Source organism: Microbacterium thalassium (assembly GCF_014208045.1).
Taxonomy (GTDB): Bacteria; Actinomycetota; Actinomycetes; order Actinomycetales; family Microbacteriaceae; genus Microbacterium; species Microbacterium thalassium.
Genome location: NZ_JACHML010000001.1, coordinates 2,509,047 through 2,524,878, shown reverse-complemented (window position 1 = coordinate 2,524,878; position 15,832 = coordinate 2,509,047). Strand labels below are relative to the sequence as shown.

Annotated in this window: 17 protein-coding genes; 12 read left to right on the top strand and 5 right to left on the bottom strand. The window is 72.1% G+C overall.

The window, feature by feature from the left end:
• Positions 1–19: 19 nt before the first annotated feature.
• The 4 genes from HD594_RS11620 to era are packed head-to-tail and all read left to right on the top strand — an operon-like array spanning position 20 to position 3,811.
• The gene (locus tag HD594_RS11620; protein WP_221446928.1) at positions 20–1,048 is read left to right on the top strand and encodes a PhoH family protein; all 1,029 of its coding nucleotides are present in this window, start codon (positions 20–22) and stop codon (positions 1,046–1,048) included.
• Positions 1,045–1,515 carry an rRNA maturation RNase YbeY gene (ybeY, locus tag HD594_RS11615; RefSeq protein ID WP_184751108.1) on the top strand — a complete coding sequence of 157 codons (471 nt, stop codon included), beginning with the start codon at positions 1,045–1,047 and terminating at the stop codon, positions 1,513–1,515. Before HD594_RS11620 ends, ybeY begins: the two co-directional genes overlap by 4 nt.
• On the top strand, positions 1,512–2,894 hold the full coding sequence (locus HD594_RS11610) for a hemolysin family protein (protein WP_184751107.1): 1,383 nt from the start codon (positions 1,512–1,514) through the stop codon (positions 2,892–2,894). The genes ybeY and HD594_RS11610 overlap by 4 nt, the downstream gene beginning before the upstream one ends.
• Positions 2,891–3,811 (top strand): GTPase Era, encoded by a 921-nt coding sequence (era, locus tag HD594_RS11605; protein WP_184751106.1) that lies wholly within the window; start codon positions 2,891–2,893, stop codon positions 3,809–3,811. Before HD594_RS11610 ends, era begins: the two co-directional genes overlap by 4 nt.
• A gap of 7 nt (positions 3,812–3,818) precedes the next feature.
• Here era and HD594_RS11600 read toward each other — a convergent pair whose 3' ends face one another.
• Entirely contained in the window at positions 3,819–4,457 is a 639-nt protein-coding gene (locus HD594_RS11600) for a hypothetical protein (RefSeq protein WP_184751105.1), read from the bottom strand.
• Positions 4,458–4,670: 213 nt separating this feature from the next.
• On the opposite strand from HD594_RS11600, the gene leuA reads away from it, so the two are divergent.
• From leuA to HD594_RS11585, 3 genes are all read left to right on the top strand, one after another.
• Positions 4,671–6,431, top strand: a complete 1,761-nt coding sequence (leuA, locus tag HD594_RS11595; protein WP_184751104.1) for a 2-isopropylmalate synthase — start codon at positions 4,671–4,673, stop codon at positions 6,429–6,431.
• 171 nt (positions 6,432–6,602) lie between these two features.
• A complete protein-coding gene (locus tag HD594_RS11590) occupies positions 6,603–7,460 on the top strand; it encodes an MTAP family purine nucleoside phosphorylase (RefSeq protein WP_184751103.1) in 858 nt (285 codons plus the stop codon).
• Complete coding sequence (locus HD594_RS11585; RefSeq protein WP_184751102.1) at positions 7,457–8,506, top strand: NAD-dependent epimerase/dehydratase family protein; 1,050 nt, start codon at positions 7,457–7,459, stop codon at positions 8,504–8,506. Before HD594_RS11590 ends, HD594_RS11585 begins: the two co-directional genes overlap by 4 nt.
• 8 nt (positions 8,507–8,514) lie before the next feature.
• On the opposite strand, the gene HD594_RS11580 is transcribed toward HD594_RS11585, so the two are convergent.
• Positions 8,515–9,660: a sensor histidine kinase gene (locus HD594_RS11580; protein ID WP_271171205.1), complete on the bottom strand. Its 1,146-nt coding sequence runs from the start codon at positions 9,658–9,660 to the stop codon at positions 8,515–8,517.
• On the bottom strand, positions 9,657–10,412 hold the full coding sequence (locus HD594_RS11575; protein ID WP_184751101.1) for a response regulator transcription factor: 756 nt from the start codon (positions 10,410–10,412) through the stop codon (positions 9,657–9,659). The genes HD594_RS11580 and HD594_RS11575 overlap by 4 nt, the downstream gene beginning before the upstream one ends.
• 126 nt (positions 10,413–10,538) lie before the next feature.
• Between HD594_RS11575 and HD594_RS11570 the strand changes: the two genes are divergently transcribed.
• Genes HD594_RS11570 through HD594_RS11560 form a run of 3 tightly spaced genes read left to right on the top strand, consistent with a single transcriptional unit; the run spans position 10,539 to position 12,588 of the window.
• The gene (locus HD594_RS11570; RefSeq protein WP_184751100.1) at positions 10,539–11,201 is read left to right on the top strand and encodes a glycosyltransferase family 2 protein; all 663 of its coding nucleotides are present in this window, start codon (positions 10,539–10,541) and stop codon (positions 11,199–11,201) included.
• Positions 11,198–11,839, top strand: a complete 642-nt coding sequence (locus HD594_RS11565; RefSeq protein WP_184751099.1) for a TIGR04282 family arsenosugar biosynthesis glycosyltransferase — start codon at positions 11,198–11,200, stop codon at positions 11,837–11,839. The genes HD594_RS11570 and HD594_RS11565 overlap by 4 nt, the downstream gene beginning before the upstream one ends.
• A complete protein-coding gene (locus HD594_RS11560) occupies positions 11,836–12,588 on the top strand; it encodes a methyltransferase domain-containing protein (protein ID WP_221446612.1) in 753 nt (250 codons plus the stop codon). Before HD594_RS11565 ends, HD594_RS11560 begins: the two co-directional genes overlap by 4 nt.
• On the opposite strand, the gene HD594_RS11555 is transcribed toward HD594_RS11560, so the two are convergent.
• Together HD594_RS11555 and HD594_RS11550 are read right to left on the bottom strand one after the other, a co-directional pair.
• Positions 12,486–12,947: a hypothetical protein gene (locus HD594_RS11555; RefSeq protein WP_184751098.1), complete on the bottom strand. Its 462-nt coding sequence runs from the start codon at positions 12,945–12,947 to the stop codon at positions 12,486–12,488. The genes HD594_RS11560 and HD594_RS11555 overlap by 103 nt on opposite strands.
• Positions 12,944–14,179 (bottom strand): molybdopterin-dependent oxidoreductase, encoded by a 1,236-nt coding sequence (locus HD594_RS11550; RefSeq protein ID WP_184751097.1) that lies wholly within the window; start codon positions 14,177–14,179, stop codon positions 12,944–12,946. The genes HD594_RS11555 and HD594_RS11550 overlap by 4 nt, the downstream gene beginning before the upstream one ends.
• A gap of 96 nt (positions 14,180–14,275) precedes the next feature.
• Between HD594_RS11550 and recO the strand changes: the two genes are divergently transcribed.
• Positions 14,276–15,010 (top strand): DNA repair protein RecO, encoded by a 735-nt coding sequence (gene recO, locus HD594_RS11545; RefSeq protein WP_184751096.1) that lies wholly within the window; start codon positions 14,276–14,278, stop codon positions 15,008–15,010.
• Positions 15,007–15,822, top strand: coding sequence for an isoprenyl transferase (locus HD594_RS11540; protein ID WP_184751095.1), 816 nt, complete (start codon positions 15,007–15,009; stop codon positions 15,820–15,822). Before recO ends, HD594_RS11540 begins: the two co-directional genes overlap by 4 nt.
• Positions 15,823–15,832 lie beyond the last annotated feature (10 nt).

Genomic DNA, 15,832 nt, shown 5'->3' with positions numbered 1-15,832 from the left:
CTACGCGGACGGCGTCGCCATGGTCCAGCTGCTCGGGCCGCAGGACCGGCTGCTCCGCGTCATCGAGCGCGAGCACCCCGATGTCGACGTCCACGTGCGCGGCAACGAGATCACGCTGACCGGCGAGCAGGACGCCGTGCGCGCCGCACGGGACCTCGTCGACGAGCTGCTCGCGATGACCCGCTCGGGCCACGGCCTCGAGCCGACGGACGTCGCCAGCTCCAGCCGCATCCTGCGCACCGAAGGGGGTCCGCGGCCGTCCGAGGTGCTCGGCGAGGCGATCCTCTCGTCGCGCGGCAAGGTCATCCGTCCCAAGACCCTGGGCCAGAAGGGCTACGTCGACGCCATCGACGAGAGCACGGTCGTCTTCGGCATCGGCCCCGCCGGCACCGGCAAGACCTACCTCGCGATGGCGAAGGCCGTTCAGGCGCTGCAGCGCAAAGAGGTCAGCCGCATCATCCTGACCCGTCCCGCGGTCGAGGCGGGGGAGCGGCTCGGATTCCTCCCCGGAACCCTCACCGACAAGATCGACCCGTATCTGCGTCCGCTCTACGACGCCCTCAACGAGATGATGGACCCCGAGCTCGTGCCCAAGCTCATCGCCACGGGCACGATCGAGGTCGCGCCGCTGGCGTACATGCGCGGACGCACGCTCAACGACTCGTTCGTCGTGCTCGACGAGGCGCAGAACACCACGCCGGAGCAGATGAAGATGTTCCTGACCCGGCTCGGCTTCGGCACGCGCATGGTGGTCACCGGCGACATCACGCAGGTCGACCTGCCGCAGGGTGCGTCGGGCCTCCGCCTGGTCACCCGCGTGCTCAGCGACATCGACGACATCCACTTCGCATACCTGACCAGCGACGACGTCGTGCGCCACACGCTGGTGGGACGCATCGTCGACGCCTACAGCGAATACGATGAGCGGCGACTCGCCGCGCGCCGCGAGCGCGACGAGGCGACCGAGTTCGCGAACCGCGCCGAGCGCCGCGGGCACTCCCGGCCGGGCGGACCCCGCGACCACCTTCCGAAGCGAGGACGCTCATGACCATCGAGATCAGCAACGAGTCCGGGGTGCCGGTCGACGAGGCGGCCCTGCTGCGGCTGACGGAGCACAACCTGGCGGAGCTGCACGTCAGCCCCGACGCGGACGTCGCGATCCTCGCGGTCGACGAAGGCGCCATGGAGGCGCTCCACGTGCAGTGGATGGACGAGCCGGGCCCGACGGACGTTCTCAGCTTCCCGATGGACGAGCTGCGTCCCGGAACCGAGGACCAGCCCACACCGCCCGGGCTCCTGGGCGACATCGTGCTGTGCCCGCAGGTCGCCGAGACCCAGGCGGTCGCCGCGAAGCACTCCACGATGGACGAGCTGATCATGCTCACCACGCACGGGCTGCTGCACCTGCTCGGCTTCGACCACGCCGAGCCCGAGGAGGAGCGCGAGATGTTCGCCCTGCAGCGCGACCTCATCGTGTCGTTCATGATGGCCGAGAGGCGGCGCGGCCGTTCATGACCGCAGCTCTCCTGCTCACCGTCGCAGCCGTCCTCCTCGCCTTCGGTGCGCTCATGGTCGCCCTGGACGCCGCGCTCTCGGTGACCTCGCGCGCCGACCTGATCGACATGGGATCGTCGGGCCGCAACGCGCGCAGCCTGAATCGGATCGCGCACGATCCCGATGCGCACACCAACGCCGTCTCCTTCATCCGCGTGCTCGCCGAGACCACGGCGGCCGTGCTCGTCACCGTCGCGTTCACCCTGATCTTCGACAGCATCTGGTGGGCGATGTTCGCCGCGGCGCTGATCATGACCGCCGTCTCGTACGTCGTGGTCGGGGTCAGCCCGCGCAATGTCGGGCGCCAGCACGCGCGCGGACTGCTGCGCGCCGGCGCTCCGGTCGTGCGCGGTGCGCGCATCCTGCTCGGTCCCCTCGCCCACGGCCTGGCCGCCGTGGGCACCACGCTCACACCCGGCGTCTCGCGGGGCGGCGCGTTCGCCTCGGAGGAGCAGCTGCTCAGCATCATCGACGACGCCGCCGAGAACGAGCTGATCGAAGAGGACGACCGCGAGCTCATCCACTCGGTGTTCGACTTCACCGACGCATTCGTGCGCGAGGTGATGGTGCCCCGCACCGACATGGTCACCGTCGATGCGACGGCGACCACGCGCGACGCGATGGCGATCTTCCTCGAGAAGGGCGTCTCGCGCATGCCGATCGTGGACGCCGACGCCGACGACGTCGTGGGACTGCTCTACCTGAAGGACCTCGTGCAGTTCGGGTTCCAGGACGAAGCGGGGTGGCGCGACAAGCCGATCCTGCGGATCGCGCGCTCGGCGGTGTTCGTGCCCGAGTCGATGAAGGCCGAGACGCTGCTGCAGCAGATGAAGCGCGACGCGGTGCACGTGTGCATGGTGATCGACGAGTACGGCGCGGTGTCGGGCCTGGTCACCCTCGAGGACCTCATCGAGGAGATCGTCGGCGAGATCGTCGACGAGTACGATCCCCGCGGCGACGAGGTGGTCGAGCTCGGCGACGGCCGCTTCCGCGTCAGCGCGCGCATGAGCCTGGACGAGGTCGGCGACCTGTTCGATCTCGAGCTCGAGGACGAGGACGTCGACTCGGTCGGCGGTCTCCTCGGCAAGGCGCTCGGCCGCGTCCCGCAGCCGGGCGCGACCGGCGAGCTGTCGGGGCTGATCATGACCGGGGGCGCATCGCGCGGCCGCGGGCGCCTGGCCACGGTGATCGTCGAGCGCGCGCCCACGGTCGAGGACGGCGATGCGGAGGCCGGTGCCGGGCCGGATGCCGCCGTGACGCGCCCGCGCACGGCCGAGATCCGCGTCGTGAAGAACGGCAAGAGCAAGAGCAAGGCCAAGCAGAAGGGCGGCATGCCGTGAGCGATGAGGACAGCCGGGCGGCGTCCGCCGACCTCCGGTCCGGGTTCGTGACGTTCGTGGGCCGGCCGAACGTCGGCAAGTCGACGCTCATGAACGCCCTGGTCGGCGAGAAGATCGCGATCACCAGCGACAAGCCGCAGACGACGCGGCGGGCGATCCGCGGCATCCTCAACCGCCCGGCCGGTCAGCTCGTGGTGGTCGACACGCCGGGCCTGCACAAGCCCCGCACGCTGCTGGGGCAGCGCCTGAACGACCTCGTCGAGCAGGTTCTCGGCGACGTGGACGTGATCGGCTTCTGCGTTCCCGCGACGGAGAAGGTCGGCCCGGGCGACCGCCGCATCGCCGAGTCGCTCGACGGGTACGCGCGGGCGAAGAAGGTCGCGATCGTCACGAAGACCGATTCGGCGACGCGCGAGCAGATCACCGACCGGCTCATGGAGGTCGACTCGCTGCGCGAGGACTGGTCCGCCGTGATCCCGATCTCGTCGCTGACGCGCGATCAGCTCGACGTCCTCACCGACGAGCTTCTCTCGCTGATGCCCGCAGGCCCCGCCCTCTATCCCGAGGGCATCGTGACCGACGAGTCCGAGGACGACCGGATCGCGGAGATCATCCGCGAAGCCGCGCTCGAGGGCGTCCGCGACGAGCTCCCGCACTCGATTGCGGTGGTCGTGCAGGATGTCGAGCCCCGCGAGGACTCCGACCTCACCGACGTGTACGCCGACATCGTGGTCGAGCGCGACAGCCAGAAGGCGATCATCATCGGGCGCAAGGGCGCGCGGCTCAAGGACGTCGGGGCGCGGGCGCGCGCCGGAATCGAGCCGCTGCTGGGCACGCGCGTCTATCTGTCGCTGCATGTCCGTGTCGCCAAGGAATGGCAGCGCGACCCCAAGCAGCTCGGCCGTCTCGGGTTCTGAGCGCGCCTCAGCCCTCGACGGCCTGCAGCGCCGAGACGATCACGACGACACCGTCGCCGTACAGCTCGTCCACCACCCGCTGCCACGAACCGTCGTCCCACACGACCTGCACCCACAGCCACCCGTCGCGGGTCCAGGAAGAGAGGAAGTCCTCGCCGAAGACGGCGATGCTCTCGTCCTGAATCGTCGCCAGCGTCGCTTCGTCGCTCGTGCCGGGCTCACCTCCGGTCGGGTCCGCGGGTGCCATCGGGTCGTACAGCGCCAGGACGATGGGGTGCTCCCTGACGGTGAACGACTCGCCGTCATAGAGGCCCTGCACCGCGTACGCGCCCCAGGTGACCTCGCCCGCGGTCTCGGCTCCGTCGACACCCTCCCACGACCATCCCGTCATCGGGAGCCCGCTGCACTGCGGCGGGTACGACTCGGCCACACCGGCCAGGCACAGTTCGACGTCGCCGCCGACGTCCATCACGGTGCCCTGCGCGATCACCTCGCCCGCGGGCGGGGCGGGGGGAGTCGCGGCGCCGGCGGGCGCGTCTCCCGCCGTCCCCGTACCCGGGGTGGCGCAGCCGGTCAGCAGGGCGAGGGCGGCGACGCCCGTCCCGGCCGCGGAGAGGATGCGATGGCGACGACTCACAGGTCTCATACTGGAGCAGTGTCGGGTCGGACCGCATCGTCTCAGCCCGGCGGCGGAGGGTCCGCGTTCGCCCTGGGTGGCCGCGCGGGTGTACCCTTGCGCTATGCGTGTCGACTCGCTGCTTCTTCTTAGCCGCCGCGACGGGGCCTCGATCTAGGGCCATCCTCGTCGCGGAGCTTGTCGTCGGCCCCCATCTTCGAAGACGAGAGTAGAAGCGACATCATGCAGAACTTCCAGCAGCCCTCGGGCATGCCGGTCCACAAGTACCGTCCGTATCACGAGCAGATCTCGGTCGAGCTGCCCGACCGCACGTGGCCCGCGCGCCGCATCACCCAGGCGCCGCGCTGGTGCGCCGTCGACCTGCGCGACGGCAACCAGGCGCTCATCGATCCGATGAGCCCCGAGCGCAAGCGGGTCATGTTCGATCTGCTGGTGAGCATGGGCTACAAGGAGATCGAGGTCGGGTTCCCCTCGGCGAGCCAGACGGACTTCGATTTCGTCCGTCAGCTCATCGAGGACGACGTCATCCCCGACGACGTCACGATCCAGGTGCTGACGCAGTCGCGCGAGCACCTGATCGAGCGCACGTACGAGTCGATCCGCGGCGCCAAGCGTGCGATCGTCCACCTGTACAACTCCACGAGCATCCTGCAGCGCGACGTCGTGTTCCGCACCGACAAGCAGGGCATCATCGACATCGCGCTCGAGGGCGCCCGCCTGTGCCGCCGGTTCGAGACGCGCGTGCCCGAGACGAAGGTCTTCTACGAGTACTCGCCCGAGAGCTACACCGGCACCGAGCTGGAGTTCGCCGTCGACGTGTGCAACCAGGTGCTGGACATCCTGGAGCCCACGCCCGACCGCAAGGTGATCATCAACCTGCCGGCGACGGTCGAGATGGCGACGCCGAACGTGTACGCCGATTCGATCGAGTGGATGAACCGGCACCTGAACCACCGCGAGAACGTCATCCTGTCGCTGCATCCGCACAACGACCGCGGCACCGCGGTCGCTGCCGCCGAGCTCGGCTACATGGCCGGCGCCGACCGCATCGAGGGATGCCTGTTCGGCAACGGCGAGCGCACCGGCAACGTCGACCTGGTCGCCCTGGGCGTGAACCTGCTGACGCAGGGGATCGACCCGCAGGTCGACTTCAGCGACATCGACCAGATCAAGCGCACCGTCGAGTACTGCAACCAGCTGCCGGTCCCCGAGCGCAGCCCGTGGGCGGGCGACCTCGTCTTCACGGCGTTCAGCGGCTCGCACCAGGACGCCATCAAGAAGGGCTTCGAGTCGATGGAGGCCCGGGCCGCCGTCGAGGGCGTCTCGGTCGACGAGCTCGAGTGGGCCGTGCCGTACCTGCCGATCGACCCCAAGGACCTGGGGCGCTCGTACGAGGCGGTCATCCGGGTCAACTCGCAGTCCGGCAAGGGCGGCGTCGCCTACCTGCTGAAGACCGACCACGCGCTGGACCTGCCGCGGAAGCTCCAGATCGAGTTCTCGGGCGTCGTGCAGGCCAAGACGGATGCCGACGGCGGCGAGGTCACGAGCGACCAGATCTGGTCGATCTTCACCGACGAGTACCTGCCGTCGCAGGTCGACGACGACCGCTGGGGCCGGTTCGAGCTGCTGTCGACGCGCACGCAGAGCGACATGTCCGGCGACGTGCAGCTGGACGTCGCGCTGCGCGACGGGGACGACCGCGTCTCGGCGTCCGGGCACGGCAACGGCCCGGTGGCGGCCTTCCTCGAAGTCCTCCGCGCGCACGGGTTCGACGTGACGGTGTACGACTACGTCGAGCACGCGCTCAGCGCCGGCGGCGACGCCCAGGCGGCCGCGTACGTCGAACTGCAGGTCGACGGCGAGCGCCTGTGGGGCGTGGGCATCGACGGCGACATCTCGACCGCGTCGCTCAAGGCGATCGTGTCGGGCGTCAACCGCGCGATCCGCACGCGCGAGCGCACGCCCGAGCTGGCCGCCGTCTGACCGACGTCGTGGCGACCGCGAGCACCCCTCGGGGGCCTGCTCGCGGTCGCTGCGCGCTCTCGTGCGGGTGCCGGGGATGACGAACCGGGGACACATGGCGATCGCGCTGACGCGAGAGCGTCGCCGCGTTCTATCGTGAGGCAACGCATCCCACGATCGGAGGACCCGTCCATGCCCGAGGCGCACGAGGCATCCATCGCCGTGATCGGCGGCACCGGTCTGGAAGACGCGTTCGACTCGCTCGATCGCCGCGAGACGGTCCCCACCCCGTACGGTCCGACGTCCGCGCCGATCGCGCTCGGGATGCTCGGCGGGCGGCGCGTGGCGTTCGTGCCGCGGCACGGGGCGGGGCACGCGCTGCCGCCGTCGTCGGTGCCCGCCCGCGCGAACCTGTGGGCGCTGGCACGGCTGGGCGTGCGGGCGGTGGTGTCCTCGGCGGCGGTCGGGTCGCTCGACTCGGCGTTCGCGCCCGGTTCGCTCGCGGTGCCCGATCAGCTGCTGGATCGCACGCACGGGCGCGCGGATTCGTACTTCGACGCAGAGCCGGGGATCGACTCCGGTCCGGTGCGGCATCTGCCGTTCGCCGACCCCTTCTGCCCGGTGGTGCGCGCCGCGGTGTGCGACGGTCTGCCGGATGCCGCGGACGGGGCGACCGTCGCGGTCATCCCCGGTCCCCGCTTCTCGACGCGCGCCGAGTCGCGCGCGCTGCGCGCCGCCGGCGCGGACCTGGTCAACATGACGCTCCTGCCCGAGGTGGCGCTCGCGGGCGAACTGGGGATCGGCTCCGCCACGGTGTGCGTTGTCACCGACATGGATGCCGGCGCGCACGCGGAGGATGCCGAGCTGGTGAGCGCCGACATCGTGTACGCGCGATTCGCCGAGGCGCTGCCGCGTGTGGTCGCCGGCATCGAGCGCGCCGTGGCGGCGATTCCTCCCGACTACCCGGGGCGCACGCTCCTGGACGACGCCGCCCGCGCCGACGTGCTCGCCCGCCCGGCCCGCGCAGCCGATCCGAGGCTCGCACGGTGACGCGGATCCTCGTCACCGGGGGCGCGGGGTTCATCGGGTCGCGGGTCGTCCACGCCGCGCTCGCGCGGGGATGGGACGTCCGCGTGCTCGACGCGCTGCGTGTGGACGTCCACCCGCAGGCCCCCGTCCTCGCAGACGCGGTCGAATTCGTCCGCGCCGACGTGCGCGATCGGGAGGCGATGGAGGACGCCCTCGCGGGGGTCGACGTCGTGTGCCACCAGGCGGCGAAGGTGGGGCTCGGCGTGGACTTCGACGATGCTCCCGACTACTCCGAGGTCAACGTCGTCGGCACGGCGGTCGTCCTGGCGGCCATGCGCGCGCGGCGGGTCGGCCGGCTGGTGCTGGCCTCGTCGATGGTCGTGTACGGCGAGGGGGCGTACCACCTGCCGGGCGCGAGCACCGCCGTGCGGCCGGCGCCGCGTCTGATCCGGGACCTGGAGGCGGGCGTGTTCGATCCGCGCGATCCTGCGACCGGGGCCGTGCTCGTGCCGGGTTCGATCGACGAGACCGGCGCGACCGATCCGCGAAACGTCTACGCCCTCACCAAGCTCGCCCAGGAGCACCTCGCCGCCAGCTGGGTGCGCGAGACGGGCGGCAGCGCGGCGCTGCTGCGGTACCACAACGTCTACGGCGCGGGGATGCCGCGCGACACGCCGTATGCGGGCGTCGCCGCGATCTTCCGTTCGGCGCTGGCTCGGGGCGAGGCGCCGCGGGTCTTCGAGGACGGGCGGCAGCGGCGCGATTTCATCCATGTCGACGACGTCGCGGCGGCGAACCTCGCCGCGGCGGAGTGGACGGCTGCCGTCGGGGCGACCGCACGCCCGTTCAACATCGCCACCGGACGGGTGACGACGGTCCACGGGCTGGCGAGCGCCCTGGCGGACGCGATGCACGGACCGGATCCGGTGGTGACGGGGGAGTACCGGGCGGGCGACGTGCGCCACATCACGGCATCCGCCGACCGCGCCCATCGCGAGCTGGGGTGGCGTGCCGAGGTCGACCTCGGGGCGGGACTGGCCGGCTTCGCCGCCGAGCACACCGGCTGACGGCCCGGTCAGAGCGCGCGGGCGCCTTCGGCCGGAAGACGGATGTCGAAGCGGCAACCCACGGCGAGGTTCTGCACCGCGACGTCGCCGCGATGGGCGTGGACGATCCCGCGCACGATGGCGAGTCCCAGTCCCGCGCCGGGAGGCGCCGCGTCCCCGGCGCGCGGCGTGCGGGCCGACGACCCGCGCCAGCCCGCGTCGAACACGCGCGAGAGGTCCGCTTCGGGGATGCCGGACCCCTCGTCGATGACCGAGACGGTCGGATGCCCGTCCACCACCTCGGTGCGCACGGTCACGGGCGTTCCCCGCGGCGTGTGCTGCGCGGCGTTCATCACGAGGTTGCCGATCGCGCGCGAGAGCTCGGCCGGGTCGACCGACACCACCAGGTCGTGGTCGAGGGTGCTGTCGACGACGACCTGCCGGTCGCGGATCGCGGGGCGCACGTCGGCGACCGCGTCGCTGACGACGTCGAGCAGCGAGACGTCCATCAGGGTCAGCGGCCGCGATCCGGACTCGAGGCGGGACAGCTCGAACAGATCGTCGACCATGCCGGCCAGCAGGTCCACCTGGCTGCGCATCTGCCGCAGGTAGCGCTCCGGCTCGTCGGTCATGCCGTCCTCGAGGGCCTCGGCCATGGCGCGGATGCCGCCGAGCGGCGTGCGCAGGTCGTGCGAGATCCAGGCGACCAGCTCGCGCCGCGACGCCTCGAGGCGCGCTTCGCGCTCGCGCGACTCCTTCAGCTGGGCGCTCGTCTGGGCCAGGGCCGCCTCCAGGCGCGACAGCTCGGTGCCGACCGTGAGCGGCGACGCCGTCACGACCTCGCCCTGCGCCATGCGCTCGACGGCGAGCGACAGTGCGCGGGAGTTCCGCACGATCCACCAGCACACCGCCGCGCCCACGAGGGCCGAGCTCAGGCCCGCCGTGATCGACACCGCGATCGCGACGACCAGATCGTGACCGGACAGGTACATCATGTTGGCGACGGTGATCATGCTGATGACCACCGACGCGACCCCCGCCAGCAGCGCGACGATCAGCTGCACGAACAGACGCACGTGGCGCAGCATCAGCAGCACGAGGACGCACGCGCCGCCGACCGCGAGGCTGACGATCGAGGTCAGCGCGGTGACGGTGAGCAGATCGGTCAGGTTCACGGCGCGGGGCGGTCCTGCTCGTGAGGCGCCTCGCCCGAGGGCTGGAAGCGGTAGCCGACGCCCCACACGGTCACCAGGTGCCGCGGGTTGGCGGTGTCGGGCTCGATCTTCTCTCGGAGCCGCCGCACGTGCACCGTCACGGTCGACAGATCGCCGTACGTCCAGCCCCACACCGACTGCAGCAGGGTCTCGCGGTCGAAGGCCTGCTGGGGTCGCCGGACCAGGAACGCCAGCAGATCGAACTCGCGCACCGTCAGCGACAGGTCGCGGCCGTCCATCCGGGCGATGCGCGCCGCCGGGTCGACGAAGAAGCGGCCGATCGAGACCGGGTCCTCGGATGCGGGCTCGGCGAGCGTCCGGCGCAGCACCGACTGCACGCGAAGCACCAGCTCGCGCGGTGAGAAGGGCTTGGTGACGTAGTCGTCCGCCCCCGCCTCGAGCCCGCTGATGCGGTCGTCCGCCGAGGTCCTCGCCGTCAGCATCAGGACCGGGGTGTCGCGCTGCTCGCGGATGCGGCGGCACGTCTCGATGCCGTCGACGTCCGGGAGCATCAGGTCGAGGACGACCAGGTCGGGGGAGAGCTCGGCGACCCGCTCGAGCGCCTCGCGCCCGTCAGCCGCACGGTCCACCAGGAAGCCGGCCGCCCGCAGGTAGGTCGTCGCGACCTCGGCGACCGTGTCGTCGTCCTCGACGACGAGCACGCTGCGCCCCGCGAGGTCTCCCGCGGGCGCGACCGGATCGGCGATGCTCATCACGCCTTCACCCTACGACCGTGCGCGCCTGCGGCACACGGTGCGCGCGGCTCTCGAGAGCACCGTTCCGTGTTCCGTAATGGTTGCCCCCCTGACGCGGAGCGCCGGGGGCTCTACGGTCGGATCATGGAGTCCGTGGACATCGTCCTCCCGTGCCTCGACGAGGCCGCGGCGCTGCCGTGGGTGCTCGGGCGCGTCCCGGCGGGCTGCCGGGCGATCGTGGTCGACAACGGGTCCACCGACGGCTCCGCCGGGGTCGCCCGCGACCTCGGGGCGACGGTGGTGACCGAGCCGCGGCGCGGGTTCGGCGCCGCCGCCCACGCGGGTCTTCTGGCGGCGACGGCACCGTTCGTGGCGTTCTGCGACGCGGATGCGTCGCTGGACCCCGACGAGATCCCCGCCCTGGCCGCCCTCGTGCGGGACGGCGAGGCGGACCTCGTCCTCGGGCGTCGCCGCCCGACGACACGCGGCGCGTGGCCCTGGCACGCACGTGCGGCCAACCGCGTGCTGGGCGCCCGCATCGGCCGGGTGGCCGGCATCCGGCTCCACGATCTCGGCCCGATGCGGGTCGCACGCCGCGAGGACCTGATCGCCCTCGAGCTGCAGGACCGCCGCAGCGGCTATCCGCTCGAGATGGTCCTGCGCGCGGCGGCGGCCGGCTGGCGGATCGCCGAGCGGGACGTCGCCTACCGGCCGCGCGTCGGGGCGTCGAAGGTGACCGGCACCGTCCGTGGCACGCTGACGGCGGTGGGGGACATGTCCCGCATCCTGTCGGAGGCGTCGCGATGAGCGCGGGGGTCACCGTCGCGGTGGTCGCGAAGGAGTGCCGTCCCGGCCGGGTCAAGACCCGTCTGACCCCGCCGCTGTCGCCCGAGCAGGCGGCCACGGTCGCGGAGGCGGCCCTGCAGGACACGCTGTCGACGCTCACGGCGCTTCCCGCCGCGAGGCGCGTGCTGTTCTGGGACGGGCCGGCCCGGAAGACCCCCGACGCCGCGGCATGGGAGACGATCGCCCAGCCGGGCGGCGATCTGGACGAGCGACTGGCGTTCCTGTTCGACGCGGTGACCGGTCCGACGCTGCTGGTCGGCATGGACACGCCCCAGATCGACGCCCTGATCCTGGAGGCCCCGCTCACGGCGTGGCCCGATCAGGTCGACGCCTGGTTCGGTCCGGCCGCCGACGGCGGCTTCTGGGCGCTGGGACTGCGCGAGCCGGACGGGGCCCTGGTGCGGGGCACGGCGATGTCGCGCGCGGACACCGGCGCGGAGCAGCTCACGCGCCTGCTCTCCGCCGGTCTGCGGGTGCGCTTCCTCGAGGAGCTCACCGATGTCGACGACGCGGCGTCGGCCGCGTCGGTCGCCGACCAGGCCCCGGAATCGCGTTTCGCTCGGGCATGGCGCGCCGCGGCCCTGGAGCTGCGATCGTGACCGCGCGACGCCCCGGAGAGACGACGTTCGCCTCGGGCGGCGGCGAGCCCTGGGGCTTCGCGCTGCAGGGCGAAGGCGGCGGCCGGCTCCACCTGCGACGCGTCGCCGGCGACACGATCGAGGAGGTGTGGTGGGTCGACGCGCTGTGCGGTCCGGCCGACGCCGCGGACCTGTCGATCCTGGGAACGGCCGAGGGGCCGCTGCTGGACGTCGGATGCGGGCCGGGACGCATGGTGCGCGCCGCAGCGCAGACGGCGTCGGCGGCGCTCGGCATCGACGTGTCGGCCGATGCCGTCTGGCGCGCTCGTGCGGCCGGAACGCCGGCGCTCGTGCGATCGATCTTCGAGCGGCTGCCCCTCGAGGGACGCTGGCGGACCGTGCTGCTGCTCGACGGGAACGTCGGCATCGGCGGAGACCCCGACGCGCTCCTCCGGCGCTGCGGGGAGCTGCTGGCGCCCGACGGGATGGTCGTCGTCGAGACGGCGGCGCCGGCGGACCTGGACGACCGCGCCGTCTTCACGGTCCACGACGATCACGGCCACGTCAGCGCACCGTTCGCCTGGGCGCGTGTCGGGTGGCGCACTGCCGAACGCTGCCTCGCCGCGGCCGGGTTCGACCACTGCGAGCACACCGTCGTGGCCGACCGTCACATCGTGCGCGCGTGCCGGGCGCGCATCGCGCCGGCGATCACCGCGCCGACGGCGATCCCGATCGCCACGACCCAGCAGGCCGAGAGCACGACGACGTAGTCCACGGTGTGGATGGTCTCGTTGCGCGGCCCGAGGGCGCGGACGACGATGCCGGGCACGGCGATGAGCGTGCAGCAGGCTGCGGCGACGAGGGCGCTGCGGGCGACGGCGGCGGCGGTGGTGCCGATGCGCTGCGCGGTGCGGCGGCCGATGAGCGCGACGGCCACCACGAGCGGCGCGACGAGCCCGTCGTGGATCACGATCGCCGCGAGCGCCCAGACCACCACCGACGCGTAGCGTTCGGGCGGAATGGCGACGATGGCCATGACGATCCCGGCGAGGATCAGGGCGACGCCGCTCGCGCCGATGACGATGCGCGCGACGTCGGAGCGGCGCAGGGGCGGATCGACGATGATCACGTCGTCACCTCCACCGAGCTCAGCCACTTGGTCTGCCGCACCCCGGGCCTGCCGGGGGCGATGACGCGAGCGGGGTATCCGTGCTCGATGTCGAGCGTCTCGCCGCCCAGCCGCAGGGCGATCAGGGACCAGGGGTCCGCGACGTACTCGCGGCGCATGCGGGACGTCGCGAACGCGCCGCGGGTCTGCAGGCTCGTGAAGCGCACATCGCTGTCGGGACCGGCTCCGACGAGCGCGATGACGTCCTGCACCCGGACGCCGGTCCACACCGCGTTCTGGCTCCAGCCCTCGACGCACGCGATCGGAAGCTCCACGGTCTGCTGGGGCATCGCGCGCAGGTCGAGCAGCGACAGCTCGGCTGATCCGTCCGGACCCATCACGCTCAGCCGCCACTGCGGGGACCGGGCCGAGGCCATCACGCCGGCCTCCGCGGCCGTCCGGTTGACCGGGAGTCCCTGCGGGCCGATGCCCGGGCGGCGCGGGGCCAGGACGGCCAGCGGAGCGAGCGGAGCCACCGTCTGCCCGGCGGTCGCGAGCGCCACGACCCCGGCCGCGGAGCCGACGGCGATCAGCGCGCCGCGTCGCGAGACGCCCTCGGCGACGGTCGGCGGCCGCTCGAGGTCCGGGTCCGGCGTGTCCGGCCACGTCCGCGGCTCGGTCGGCTCGTCCGCAGAGGGGTCCTCGCGCACGCGACGCCAATGGGCTGCGATCAGCGGGAGCTTGATGGCGATGTGGAGGGTCATCGCCCCGATCAGGACCCAGGCCAGCACGAAATGCACCGCACGGAACGAGAGCGGGAACGGGTACCACTGAGCGATGTTCATCGCGCCCAGCCCGACTTCGAGGAGGGCCGACCCGACCAGCAGCGCGATCGAACCGCGCTCGAGCAGGCTCACCGGGCCGGTGATCGGCGGCCATGCGAACAGCCGCGGGTAGACGCTCCACAGCTTCCCGAGGAGAACGGGGACGAGCGCGAGCCCCGTGATGACGTGCGCGCCCTGGGTCACGCGGTACAGGTGCACCGGACGCGGCAGCAGCGGCAGCCAGTCCACCGGGTTCTGCAGGACGTGGCTGTACAGGCCGGTGGCGAAGCACACGATCAGCAGCACGCCGAGGGCGCGTCCCAGGACCACCGTCGTGCGCGTGCGGCGACCCGGCGTCGACGTGCGGGCGCGGGCCGTGCCGAAGAACCGCTCGAGGCGGTCCGACGCGCGCGCGGTGAGACTGGCCATGTCTCCAGGGAACACCCGGAGTGCGTCCGAGATCCTTACAGTCCGCGGATGCCGCGCCCTCCAGCCATTCGCCGCCGGGGCGACGATAATCGAGGGGTGCCCACCTACCGCGACGAGGCCGTGGTCCTTCGCACCCACAAGCTGGGCGAGGCCGACAGGATCGTGACCATGCTGAGCCGCCGACACGGCAAGATCCGTGCGGTGGCGAAGGGCGTGCGCCGTACCGGGTCGCGCTTCGGCTCCCGCCTCGAGCCGTTCATGGTCGCCGACGTGCTGCTGTACGAGGGGCGGAGCCTCGACGTCGTGCAGCAGGCGGAGTCGCTCGGCTCCTACGGCGCCGAGATCGTCGTCGACTACGGGCGCTACACGGCGGCCAGCGCCATGGTCGAGACCGCCGACCGCCTCAACGAGGCGGAGGCGACGCCCCAGCAGTACCTGCTGCTGGTCGGCGGCCTGCGCTCGCTCGCGCGGGGCGAGCACGCCGCGCGCAGCATCCTGGACTCCTACCTGCTGCGGGCGATGGCGCTCTCGGGCTGGGCGCCCGGACTCACCGGCTGTGCGCGGTGCGGGGCCACCGGCGCCCACACGTCCTTCGTCGCGCAGCTGGGCGGAATGGTCTGCGCCGACTGCGCGCCCGCCGGATCCGCGCGCGTCGACGACGCGACGGCGGGCCTGCTCACCGCGCTCATGGCGGGGGAGTGGGATATCGTCGACGGCGCGTCGCCGCACGCGACCGCCGCCGCATCCGGCCTCATCGCCGCGTACGCGCAGTGGCACCTCGAGCGCGGCATCCGCTCCCTCTCCCACGTCTCATCGGAGCCCTCGCGATGACCCCCAAGCCGTACACCCACCGCGACGCCGTGCCGTACCGCCCGATCGACTGGACCGGCGTCCACCCGCCCGCGTTCCCCGCGGGAGGCGTCCCGAAGCACATCGCGATCGTCATGGACGGCAACGGCCGCTGGGCCAACCGGCGCGGCCTCACGCGCGTCGAAGGCCACAAGGCGGGCGAGGAGGTCCTGCTCGACGTCGTCGCCGGCGCCATCCAGGCCGGGGTCGAGCACCTCAGCGTCTACGCGTTCTCGACCGAGAACTGGGCGCGCTCGCCCGACGAGGTGCGGTTCCTGATGGGCTACAACCGCGATGTGCTCCACCGCCGGCGAGACCAGCTCAACGAGTGGGGCGTGCGCGTGCGGTGGTCGGGGCGCAAGCCGCGCCTGTGGGGCTCGGTCATCAAGGAGCTGCAGTTCGCCGAGCAGCTCACGCGCGACAACGACGTCATGACCCTGACGATGTGCATCAACTACGGCGGTCGCGTCGAACTCGTCGATGCGATGCGGTCGATCGGCGACCAGATCGCCGCCGGCCGGCTCAAGCCGTCGGCGATCAGCGAGAAGCTCATCCGCCGGCACCTCTACCAGCCCGACATGCCCGACGTGGACCTGTTCATCCGCTCCAGCGGCGAGCAGCGCACGTCGAACTTCCTGCTGTGGGAGTCGGCGTACGCCGAGTTCGTGTTCCTCGACACGCTGTGGCCGGACTTCTCGCGCACCGATCTCTGGCACGCCATCTCGCTGTACCTGGATCGCGATCGGCGGTTCGGAGGAGCGGTGGACACTCCCGACGCGCCCGCCGCACGCTGACGATGGCGAC